Source organism: Ktedonobacteraceae bacterium (assembly GCA_035653615.1).
In the GTDB taxonomy this organism is placed as follows: domain Bacteria; phylum Chloroflexota; class Ktedonobacteria; order Ktedonobacterales; family Ktedonobacteraceae; genus DASRBN01.
Map to the genome: position 1 here is coordinate 76,638 of DASRBN010000011.1, position 11,375 is coordinate 88,012.

At 52.7% G+C, this 11,375-nt stretch carries 12 protein-coding genes; 6 read left to right on the forward strand and 6 right to left on the reverse strand.

What is annotated here, in order from left to right:
* Positions 1–53 precede the first annotated feature (53 nt).
* The 3 genes from VFA09_06170 (at position 54) to VFA09_06180 (ending at position 3,423) form a co-directional block, all read left to right on the forward strand.
* Positions 54–878, forward strand: a complete 825-nt coding sequence (locus VFA09_06170; protein ID HZU66845.1) for a helix-turn-helix domain-containing protein — start codon at positions 54–56, stop codon at positions 876–878.
* Positions 879–998: 120 nt separating this feature from the next.
* Positions 999–2,303, forward strand: a complete 1,305-nt coding sequence (locus tag VFA09_06175) for an MFS transporter (GenBank protein HZU66846.1) — start codon at positions 999–1,001, stop codon at positions 2,301–2,303.
* 16 nt (positions 2,304–2,319) lie between these two features.
* Positions 2,320–3,423 (forward strand): aminopeptidase, encoded by a 1,104-nt coding sequence (locus VFA09_06180; protein HZU66847.1) that lies wholly within the window; start codon positions 2,320–2,322, stop codon positions 3,421–3,423.
* Positions 3,424–3,562: 139 nt separating this feature from the next.
* On the opposite strand, the gene greA is transcribed toward VFA09_06180, so the two are convergent.
* The 3 genes from greA to VFA09_06195 form a co-directional block, all read right to left on the reverse strand.
* Complete coding sequence (gene greA / locus VFA09_06185) at positions 3,563–4,084, reverse strand: transcription elongation factor GreA (protein ID HZU66848.1); 522 nt, start codon at positions 4,082–4,084, stop codon at positions 3,563–3,565.
* Between the two features lie 388 nt (positions 4,085–4,472).
* Complete coding sequence (locus tag VFA09_06190) at positions 4,473–5,858, reverse strand: alpha/beta fold hydrolase (protein ID HZU66849.1); 1,386 nt, start codon at positions 5,856–5,858, stop codon at positions 4,473–4,475.
* A 9-nt stretch (positions 5,859–5,867) separates the two neighbouring features.
* Positions 5,868–5,993 carry a hypothetical protein gene (locus VFA09_06195; GenBank protein HZU66850.1) on the reverse strand — a complete coding sequence of 42 codons (126 nt, stop codon included), beginning with the start codon at positions 5,991–5,993 and terminating at the stop codon, positions 5,868–5,870.
* Positions 5,994–6,041: 48 nt separating this feature from the next.
* Here VFA09_06195 and panC point away from each other — a divergent pair, with 48 nt between their 5' ends.
* Both panC and VFA09_06205 read left to right on the forward strand, forming a co-directional pair.
* Entirely contained in the window at positions 6,042–6,917 is an 876-nt protein-coding gene (gene panC, locus VFA09_06200; GenBank protein HZU66851.1) for a pantoate--beta-alanine ligase, read from the forward strand.
* Between the two features lie 40 nt (positions 6,918–6,957).
* Positions 6,958–7,197 carry a zinc-ribbon domain-containing protein gene (locus tag VFA09_06205; protein HZU66852.1) on the forward strand — a complete coding sequence of 80 codons (240 nt, stop codon included), beginning with the start codon at positions 6,958–6,960 and terminating at the stop codon, positions 7,195–7,197.
* Between the two features lie 71 nt (positions 7,198–7,268).
* Here the strand turns inward: VFA09_06205 and VFA09_06210 are convergent, their stop codons facing one another.
* A complete protein-coding gene (locus VFA09_06210; protein HZU66853.1) occupies positions 7,269–8,645 on the reverse strand; it encodes an NYN domain-containing protein in 1,377 nt (458 codons plus the stop codon).
* A gap of 286 nt (positions 8,646–8,931) precedes the next feature.
* On the opposite strand from VFA09_06210, the gene VFA09_06215 reads away from it, so the two are divergent.
* A complete protein-coding gene (locus VFA09_06215; GenBank protein ID HZU66854.1) occupies positions 8,932–9,288 on the forward strand; it encodes a helix-turn-helix domain-containing protein in 357 nt (118 codons plus the stop codon).
* A 221-nt stretch (positions 9,289–9,509) separates the two neighbouring features.
* Here VFA09_06215 and VFA09_06220 read toward each other — a convergent pair whose 3' ends face one another.
* Both VFA09_06220 and VFA09_06225 read right to left on the reverse strand, forming a co-directional pair.
* The gene (locus VFA09_06220) at positions 9,510–9,806 is read right to left on the reverse strand and encodes a hypothetical protein (protein ID HZU66855.1); all 297 of its coding nucleotides are present in this window, start codon (positions 9,804–9,806) and stop codon (positions 9,510–9,512) included.
* A 151-nt stretch (positions 9,807–9,957) separates the two neighbouring features.
* A complete protein-coding gene (locus tag VFA09_06225; protein ID HZU66856.1) occupies positions 9,958–10,980 on the reverse strand; it encodes a hypothetical protein in 1,023 nt (340 codons plus the stop codon).
* Between the last annotated feature and the right edge of the window lie 395 nt (positions 10,981–11,375).

Consider the following 11,375-nt stretch of genomic DNA (forward strand, 5'->3'; position numbering starts at 1 on the left):
ACGATTTATTATTTTCACACGATCAAAAAATTTTAATCGATAGGAAAAGTTCGATGCTGGAATCCTACGAAATCGAGAATATCGAACAATTACGCGCTATCTCTGATATGCTGCGCGTGCGCATTATCGATCTGCTGCTGAAGCGGCCCATGACGGTGACGCAAATCGGCGAGGAGCTGGGTGAGGCTCCAGCTAAAATTCACTATCACGTGCGCGAATTGGAGAAGGCAGGCTTGCTGCGGTTGGTGGAAACACGGGAAAAGGGCGGCATCCTCGAAAAATATTACCAGCCCATAGCGCGCGAGTTCACAGTAGAGAAATCAATCCTTTCCGCGCCTCCCGACGAGGCCCTCGGCGCAACGAGCAATTTTCTCAATCAAATCAAGGATGGTTTTCAACGCGCACTGAGGCGAGCCATACAACAAAAAGAGAGCAAACCAGGAATAGGTCTGGGTGTCGCGCACTTATATATGACACTCCAGGAACAGGAGCAGCTCGGCAAGCAGATTTTTGAGATGCTTAAGCCGTATGAAGTCCGGCGCGGCATCGAGGGGGAACGAGAACTGGTAAGTGCGATACTTGTCTACCCGCAGCTTAGTTCGACCCCCATTTTAGATGCGGCGCCGGCAGAATCGAAGTTAGAGATCACATGGGCGGTGGGAACGGCGGTGTTCAGTCGGGCCGACCTGGTGAAGGCGGCAGTACAGGGGAAACATTTACGCATCAAAGTGGTGGGCGTCTGTCAATTTGCCGATGACGTGACCGCCGACCTGGTAGACCAGGCCGTCGATTACTTTCACCTGGTCGGTAAGCTGATTGCCCCGGCTGGAGTGCGTGAAGTCTTAATGAAAAAAGTTGAGGCAGCGAGGACGAGATAATCGACTTTGACAAAATAATCTGCTCATGGACGTAGGGCCGATAAATCGGCTTTGTAAGGTTGCCTGATCAAATTTGTTAAAACCGATAACCTGATCCTACCTTTCTTTCAGGAGGATGTTATGCCTGCGCAAACGCCAACCGGGCCTCTGGGCGAGACTACTGATACAACTCCCGCGGTAAAAAGCAGGGGATTGTTCATCAATCGCAATTTTACGCTGCTTGCCATTGGCCAGGCGATCTCCAATATGGGCGATTTCGTCTATAGCACCACACTGCTGGTCTGGGTGTTCGTTCTGACGCATTCAGCGGCAGCTGTCAGCGGAGTGTGGATCGCGCAGTACGCGCCAATCTTCCTGCTTGGTCCTATCGCTGGTGTTTTTGTTGATCGCTGGAATCGGCGGCGCACAATGATTGTGGCAGATGTAGTGCGGGCAGTTGTCGTCCTGTTGCCATTCGTCGTGCCGTCTTTTTTGCGTTTACCGGCCATTTATAGCAGCATTTTCCTGGTTTCAGGCTTTTCGCGCTTCTTTATGCCCGCGCGAGCAGGGGTGATCCAGGTGATTGTGCCCGAAGAGCAGCGTACCCAGGCTATATCTATTTCGCAGACAACGTTCGCGCTCGCCTTTATCGTTGGCCCGGCCATCGCCGCGCCACTCTACTTCATCGTAGGGCCATTCATAGGTAGCCTGATCGATGCGTTCTCTTTTCTGGTCTCCGCCTCGTGCTTGATCGCCATGCAGGTTTCGCGAGAAGCCATGCAACCCGCGCTCTTGCATACAAAACGACGCCCGTCAAGCGGCATGCAGGCAGTTATCTCTGAGCTGTTCGATGGCTTTAAATACGTGGCAAAGAGCCGCACGCTTTTCATTGTCATCATTCTGGCGGCTATCGTGATGCTTGGAGCGGGAGCGCTGAACGCCCTGGATATCATCTTCGTGACGCGCAACCTGCATACCAGCGCTTCCTATTATGGCCCGCTGACGGCGCTGGCCGGGCTGGGCACGCTGATAGGAGCAATTCTAGCAGGCATCGTTTCAAAAAGGGCGACGCCCAGGATGATCCTGACGGGGAGCGTCTTTTTGCTGGGAGTCGGCATTATTCTCTATTCATTACAAACCTGGATCGTGACAGCGCTTATCATCATTTTCGTGATGAGCATTCCACAGGGAGGAATCGAAGTTGGCGCGGGTCCGCTGCTGATGCAGGCAACGCCGCGCATGCTGATGGGCCGGGTGCAGTCGGTACTTGAAACGGCGATGTATGGCATGAGCCTGCTGTCCATCGCGTTGGCAGGATACTTTGCGCAGTTTATCGGCGTCAACATCATCTTTGCTGTGGGTGGGACGTTGTTCGCGCTCGGCGGTGTCGTTGGCTGGCTCGGCATTCCGGCGCATATCAAACCGGAGCCTGAGATAGAACAATAATCATGGAGGAACTTTTATGGCTGATATTCGTTTACAACGCCTGGCGCAGGTGTTAGTGCGCTATTCATTAGGCCTCAAGAAAGGCGATCGCTTTGCGATTGAAACAGGCCCGCTGGCGGCTCCACTGGTGCGGGAAGTCGTGCGCGAGGCCCTGCATGCCGGCGCCTATCCTGAGACCATCATCAGTATGCCTGGCGTGAGAGAAATATACCTGAAAGAGGGTTCTGATGAACAACTGGCGTATATTCCGGCCCAGCGGCGCATGATTATCGAGGAATATGAGGCGCAACTACAAATCATGGCCGCTTCGAATACAAAAGAGTTGAGCGGCGTGAGTCCTGAGCGCATGGCTGTAGCGCAGAATGCTGTGCGCGACCTCGTCACGACCTACTTGCAACGCGCGGCAAACGGTTCATTGCGCTGGTGCATCGCGCTGTTCCCTACCGATGCACAGGCCCAGGACGCGAATATGTCCTTGACTGATTTCGAGGATTTTGTGTACCATGCATGTTTCCTGGATGATGCCGATCCGGCAGCACGCTGGAAAGAACTCTCGCAGCAGCAGGAACGCCTGGTACAATGGCTTCGGGGCAAACATACCATCCACCTGCGCGGGCAGGATACCAATCTAAGCTTTTCGGTCGCCGGGCGCATTTTTATCAACGATGATGGCCAGTACAACTTCCCAGGTGGCGAGTTCTATACCGGGCCGGTTGAAGACTCCGCCAACGGCTACATCCGTTATAGCTTCCCGGCCACTTTTGCCGCTCGCTCAGTAGAAGATGTGCGGCTGCGCTTCGAGCATGGTGTGGTGGTAGAAGCCAGCGCCGCACAGGGTCAAGATTTCCTGGATAAAATGCTCAGTCTGGACGAAGGAGCGAGGCGCCTGGGTGAGTTTGCATTTGGCAACAATCGCAATGTGGACCGCTGCATCAAAAATACGCTGTTCGATGAAAAGATGGGTGGTACAGTTCATCTCGCTCTGGGCGCGAGTCTCCCTGAAACCGGCGGTGTCAATCAATCTGCTTTACACTGGGATATGGTGTGCGATTTACGAACCGGAAGTGAAATTCGCGTCGACGGCGAGTTATTCTGCAAAAATGGCGAGTTTGTTGTCTGAATCAAGAGCGACTGCATAAAACCGCGTAGCAGAAACCAGGACGACTGCAAGGGTGCGCCCCTACCCTACACAGTGCGTGTAGGGTAGGGGCGCACCCTTGCAGTCGTCCTGGTTACGCGAACACCTTCTAAAGAGCATATTACAGCATCGGGCGAACCGAACGAATGGTATAGGTAGTCACGCCGCCGGGCGTGGATACACTGACCTGATCTCCTTCTTTATGCCCCATCAGGGCTTTGCCAACGGGCGATTGATCGGAAATGAGGCCGGCCTTGGGATCGGCTTCAAACGTCTCAACGATTTTGAAGAGTCGAGTCGCGCCAGAACTCGTTTCGACTTCTACCTGCATGCCGATTCGCACGACGGGAGGGCCGTCGACGGCATCATGCATATCGGCGGTCATGACTTCGGCGACGGAAAGCAAGCGCTCCAACTCTAGAATCTGGCCTTCCAGTTTTGCCTGTTCGTTTTTTGCGTCTTCATAAGCGCTGCTTTCACTGATATCGCCGGCCTCTTTCGCCTCGTGGATATAATCGGCTATCTCTTTACGTTTGACGGTGCGCAGGTATTCCAGGCGCTCCTGCATTTTAGCGTAGCCTTCAGGGGTCAGGCGATAGACACGCTGTTCGGACCTTGCATCACTCTGTCCACCAATACTCATTGAAAACTCCTCTCTACTTTTGAGGGGAAACGGGAGAACATCACCGGGCCGGCATGGCGGCCCTCATACTCCGTAAATGACAGTACAACAAAGATAACAAAGGCGTGGGAGAATATATCGATTCCCCACTCCCCTGTCTGGGAGCTTACGCTCCTGGGCAAATATATCGTGTAAAGGTGACCGCCATGGCCAACCGGATCACCTTTATGAAAAGGCATTCCTTGCAGACATGAAGGAGATTATACGGCCTGTACTAGCGAACGTCAAGTGTTACAGGCAGGTAATTATCTGGAAGTGTGCGAGAGATTCTTCGCTGCGCTCAGAATGACAGGCCCCGGATATACCTGGCTGTGTCCGGGGCCTGTCATTCTGAGCGCAGCGAAGAATCTCATGCCGTCTTGCCAATACGAAACAGACCTGTGCCACAAACGGGGCATTTCCCGCGTATCGCAGTCCTGCCATTCTTCATGGTCACTTCATGCGCATCCTGTACCGTTCTTTTCTGCTTGCATTTGACACAATATGCCTCGACCACCAGGCTATCCGCCTGTGCTTGCTCATCGGTCTCCTGTTCCGGTTCCGATTCTGGCTCCTGATCCTGCGGCAAAAGGTCACCGGTTTCCTCTTGTTCCGCAGATTCTGCTGGCCCAGGCTCAGAGGATGGCTGTGATTCTTCCACTGTTGAGGGAGCGGCAGGTACCTCTACGAATTGTTCCTCTTGCTCGTCAGGCTCCACTTTTTGTGTCTCCGCAAGACTGGATTTCTCCGCCTGCTCCTGCGCAGGAACCGGCGCGCTATCGCTTATTGCTTCTTGTTGCTGTCCTTGCTGGCTCCAGCGCAGGATGGCTGTGGCTACCGGGTCCGGCAGTTCCTCATGTACGGCAAGACCGGCATCGTGAAGCAGTTCAACCTGCACATGCCCTGATCTACCTTGCGGACCGGCAATATACCGCGAACCGTTCAACGCAGAGACACCCCAGATGATCAAGGTGGGCTGCGTCAACTTTTCAAGCTGCCCGCTTGCATTATACGCCAATCTTCCTGCCAACAATGCCATTGGCGCGTGTTCCGCGCCTAGCTGATGGGCGGCGGCATAGTAATGGTCAAGACCGGCATCTCTGGTAAAAGCATGCTGGCGCCCTCTGAGATAGCGAAGCACGGGCCGGGTACTGAGCAAGGAATACGCGAGCAACTTCACTGCCGGAGCATCGATAAGATTGGCTATCAATGCCGGCATTTGCTCGTCCCCGAACAGCGCTACCGGTGAGATCAGCACCAGGCGCTCACATAACGACGGAGAGGTTGCCGCTATCGTCACCGCGAAGTTACAACTCACCCCGCTCGCAACAATAGTTGCCGGCTGCCCCACTATATCTATCAGGAAATCGCGACAGAGGGCGATGTATGTCTCAGGGGAATATGCTAGCCGGGGATGATCTGAGAGGCCGAACCCCAGCAAATCAGGCGCGTATACACGATAGTATGGGGCCAGGAGCGCCATGATACGTCGCATTTCGTAGGCCGAAGCGCCAACTTCCAGCGTATGTAACAAAAGCAAAGGGGGAGCATTCGCTGCTCCCAGTGCTTTATAGAAGATATGCTCCTGCCTCCAACGATACATACGATCTTCGCCTGGCAGTTCGCTTTCCAGTTGTTGAGGTGTATCCAGCACATGACGCAATGCGACCACCGCCGCAACGATAGCTGTAGCCAGCATACTGAAACCAAGCAAGCGGATCAGCGCCGCTACCAGACGACCTACTGTTTTCTGCATCGAACCCTCCTACTTTTTCGTCTTGCCCGCCAGGGTGAGATTGACCACTGCCCCGCCGGACAAAATGGGTGGGATGGTATCACGTCCAGGTAGTATACCATAGTTACTTCTGTTGACGCGAACCGTTATGGACACTACAATACTCGATAATATATAGAAGTGCATCTATGCCGCGGAGATATCATGCGCATTATTCAAAGCCTGTCCGAAATGACAGAGACGGCAAGGGGCTGGCTCGCCGGTGGAACAGTTGGCTTCGTACCTACAATGGGTCACCTGCATGCCGGGCATTTGACGCTGGTGCAAGCTGCGCAACGTGAGAGCGAGATCAGTGTTGTCAGTATTTTCGTCAACCCATTACAGTTTGATTCCAGCAGAGACGCTGCCCTCTATCCCCGCAACCTCTCTCAAGACCTTCAATTGCTCGATGATGAACATGTAGACGTTGTATTTGTCCCACGATCCGAGGATATCTATCCTCCCAACTTCTCTACCTATGTTACTCCTAATGGCCCAATAACACAATGGTTGCAAAAAACGCATCGCTCACACTATGCCCGCGGCATTACCACCATTACGACGAAACTATTCCAGCTCGTGCGGCCTGATACCGTCTATTATAGCCACAAAAATGCGCTGCATGTCGCTTTGTCACGCCAGGTCATTCGCGATTTGAATTTCGATATTCGCATGCGGCTGTTGCCGGTTATTCGCGATAATGATGGATTGCCGCTCAGTAATCACCCGCAGCGTCTCTCTGCTGCCAGGCGACGGGCTCTCTCTTTGCTCTACCAGGCATTACTGATGGCTAAAGGCATGATCGAGAAGGGCGAACGTGATGTGGTCAGTATCGAAAAGGCCATGGAGGATGTGACAACTGCCTCACCGTTATTGAAGCTGGATTTTGCGATCATCTGCGACCCTATGACGTTTGAGCGCCCAGGGAATATCCTTGCCACGCCGCTACCCAATACGCTGATCCTGGCGGCAGGCTCGGTTGGCAATACCTACATGATCGATAATATACTCTGGATGAGCGATGGATACTGGCTCACTTAAACTTTCATCCGGTAGGAACGAATAGCAAGGATAGACAGCAATGATTTTCGGTTTGATTGTTTTCGGTACGCGCCCACGAACAAAAGTCCTGGGGCAGGTACAATACACCTGTCCTATGTGCCGCCAGAATAGTTACCACGTTGTTGTGCGCTCGCAAAGCTGGTTTACGCTCTACTGGATACCGGTTCTTCCATTAAAGAAACGGTATATCTCGCGCTGCAATTTCTGTGGCTACCAGCAGCAGGTGGATGAGGCGCAGGCAAAAAAGTGGTTTTCATAGAGAAACCGGACATCCCAGTAGAATATCCGGTTTCTCTTCATGCATGCAGTTTTTCTTTATTCAAACAATGCTCAGCGCACAAATTGCTTGAGTACCTCGTCGACGCCGGGGTGACTGCGGTTCAGGCGCAGGTCCTCATTTCCTGCCGAGTCCGTTTGTAAGAGCAGGATGCCTTGCTGGACACAGCTATTCAGAAGCTCCCTGGCCGATTCGCGCGTGAGGCGACCGCGGAAACGATTCTTGGGATTGACGGGATCGCCGATAAAGTTAGAAACGCCGATGATCGTGCGCCAGGACCAGTTGCGGTCGATATAATCAAGAAATTGCAAAAATTGAGGATCCAGCACATCCATTGGATAAGGCGAGTACTGAGAAGGTGCTGTCCCAGGTGAAACGGCGGGCAGCGCACCGGTATTGCCGCTCATAGACATAGAAGGGCTATAGCCACCATTCCCGGTCAGGCCGGCAGTTACCGGAGTCCCTCCCGGTACTAATGGCACAAACTGGCTGGCGCTGCTTATAAGATCTCGGCTGACGGTTCCTGGTATACCAACAACGATCACAGTTTTGTTTAGACGAAGCTTCAATCGGGCACTAATGCGGGTGAAATCTTTATCTCCAGTCATCAGGACGAATGTAGAGATGGTAGGTCGATCAAAGACGGTTTCAATAATATCCATCAACATATTGAGGTCAACAGTGCTTTGTACGACTGTGCTTTGTACAATCGTACTCGAGCTACCTGCATTGATAGCAGGCAAATGCCCTGTATTACCTGTCTGCTGACCCGGGGTGGGATTTGGATATCCTAGAGGACCGGTGCTTCCAGTATGGCCAAGAGGACCGGTAGGCACTGATTGTCCATAGGGATTCTGATAGGCGGGAAACGGGCGCGATGGTTCGCGCTGCTGGTAGTCCGGCACATCATATCCTTCTTCGAGGAGGTTATCTTCTGTAAGGAGATGCTCCTCAAGCTCTGGATGGCCAAAACCAGCCTGCTCCTCCTGATCTCTGGGTGGCTCCTGATAAGGGGGCCAGCCGTTAGCCGCACCTTGCGGCGAGATGGCCGGTAGAGGGCCGGAATTGCTCAGCGGGCCGCTGGGCCATTGCCGGGGGTAAGGTGTGGCAAAGCTGCCTGTACCTTGTTCAGAAACCCCTCCCAGCGCTCCCGTAGGGGGATTACCGGAAGCATAATGAACCGTTCCCATACGAATCCGGTCGCGCTGCTTTGCCGGGCAATCGACACGATCGATCATAGCAGCAGTGAGGCTTCCTTTAAATGGTTCCGGTTGGCGAGACCAGTCCGCATAAGCGCGGGCCACCATTACGGTCCCATACCGGCGAGCGACGGCGATCAACTCTTGCGGGTCGGGCTCGCGCCGCTGGATATTCAGCATACTATAGCGGATGTTCTCAAAATCGATGAATAAAGCAATATCTTCGGGCACAATCTTCTCCTCTCATAGGGAGAAACCGCGCAGACCAAGATGTATGATTGTTCAGGTGCTCGGATAGAGAAGAAATGAACAGCTTCTCGTGTTCTTCGCTACTATCCTGTAACTATGAGCATATCACACTTTAGAAGTAAAGTCGAGTGGTCTGCGCCTTTACTTTACGTTTTCCTTATGTTATAGTTGTCATACAGATAGATAGGGACGTGAAGTGTCTTTGGATAGACAGGTGTCCTTTATAAACAAGTCAGAGCCAATGAATAGCTCTTCAGGTACAACGGCTATGGAGCTAACAACAACTGCATTACGTTCCCTTGATAATACAATTTGTCCTGTTGCGCGCACTGCCAACATCATCAGTGGGAAATGGACGCTACTCATTATCCGCGATTTAGCCTCTGGTGTCAAACGTTTTAATCAGCTTGAGCGCTCCTTACATGGCATTAGCCCTAAGACGCTTTCCGAGCGCCTGCGCTACCTGGAGGAGGAGGGTGTGATCATCCGCCAGACCTTTGCCGAGGTGCCGCCGCGTGTCGAATACTCATTGACTGAGAAAGGCCACGACCTCGTCGAGGTGATCGAGTGTATGCGCTGCTACGGAAATCGCTGGCTATGCAATGCTCCCACAAGTGAATCCTGAGATACAACTTCCTCTATTGTACTACTGCTGATTAAAGAGAGTAGACCGGCAAAGCGGATTCGCTACTCCTCTGCCCATCCTTCCACAATGCCGGTCGGACATCCATCCGATTATATAAAAACCGGGGGTGGCCCCGGTTCTTTTGCGTAGCGAAGGCGAAATAATTGAAATGCGCTCCGCAGGCTCAGGAGAGAGCCAAAGGCAAGCAGACGCAAGCCAGATTAGCGGATGGCACCAACCAGTTCACGATTATGATCAGCGAGGAAGCGATGGAGGGTTCCTTCGTCTTCTGCGACCGTTGTACTCTGTTCTGCTAGCTGACTTTCTGTTCGACAAAGCAAATCATAAAGGCTAGCTACATCGTAACGCATCTGTACCTGAAGCTGGCCGTCACTATTGAAGCCTTCTATGAAGAGACCTTCCTCTTCCTCGTGGATGGCAAAGCTGCTCACGCCAACCTGGTCTAACACTTGACCAACGGCGTGCAGTATGCTTGCATAACTGAACATGGCCCGCATTGATCCCTCCCTAAGTGAGATAGAGTTTGACAATCATTGTGTTATGGTAGACGACTCTGTCAATTCAACACTACCTGGCAAATCTGTAATGTGTTGTGATGTTTTATACCACACCAGTCTAGTTTACCATAACGTTTTGCGAGACGTCAAGTCAAAATTTGCCGGTACCATTACCATTGCCATTACTAACACCGGCGGGTGCTGGCCAGGAGCCGGTCTCGCGCACAGTCGTCGTTTTTCTGCTGCTATAGCCTCCCGTCTCGCGGCCAGGAGCATTGAGAATTTCGATAGCCTTAAGGCGCCAGAAACGCGCGCTGGCTGGGCGTTTGAGAGCCAGGTATTCGGCAAGGGCCTCATCAGTTATATTAGGGTTTGCGCGCAACGCTTCGATAGTCATCTGCAATTTGTCGGGATTGCCATCGGCAGCCGTAACGGGTACACCATTCATAGGAGGCGCGGCTACAGGGCTGGCTGAATTTTCCTCAACGCCGCCAATAGCGACCACCTTCCCTGTGATTGGTCGCCCGGCGTCACCAGCTTCATCCGCCTCAACCGGACCCGCAGTAAGCGAAGTAGAGGTAGCAGGATTCTGCTGCACTCGATTGGTGAGGGCAAGAATATTCGACGCATTCAGGCGGCTACCACTCGTGAGCGCGCGGCGCAGCGTAGCCACGGGCAGATTAGTCTGTTTCGCCAGTTCCGCAAGCGCGTTGAGTTGCTGGGCCTTTTCCTGCTTTTCTTCGGCTTCGGTTTCGGTTACTGTTTCGGCCATCATGGTATAGACGATGCCGAGCAGCGGAAAGGCGCTGGCCATAAACGGGAAGACGCTGGTAAGCCAGGGCGCGGTACTTTCGGCGGCGCTTAACATGGTCGTACTGTGAAACTGCTTGGCATAGGCCCAGTTGACGACCCAGGAAAAGACGGTACACATCACAATAAGCAGCCAGTGCTGCCATACAGCCTTAGGCGTGCGATAACGGCGATAGCGCTGGAACGCGGTCCACGAAAGCAGATACACAGTGACATCAATACTGATAGCAATAGCATAGCTGACCGCCCACCACCAGACGCCTTCTGGTCCCTGGGATGGCTCAAACGAGGCGAAGAAATAGGCGACATGCGGAATTGAGGCCGCAAGAAAAACGGCAAAGGCTATCCAGAAAAAGTACTTCATGACGGAGCATTCCCCCCACAGTATTTTTTACTTCCCCCAATGATCTATTGAGCAAGTACATAGGTATAAGCAAGCATACTGCATGGAGTGGCTTGCGTCAAAGCAATGGTTGAAGTTAGTACAATCGGGCTAATTTTAGCCTCGTCAAAAAAATAGGCCGCCAGAGGTGTTGACAAGTCCATAAAATGTGCTATATTACCAGGGCACCCAAAAAAGGGGTGAAATTAGAGCACATTTACAACTGAAGAAGAATAATTACTTCAATTTTGCCGAGGGCAAGAAGAGAGAAGCAGAGGAACGCAAGTGGACTCGTTCATTCATATGAACGAGGGCGTTATGAAACACACCACAGGTGATTGCAAACACAGATCTAGTGGCGGTTCCTTTCGCGCAGG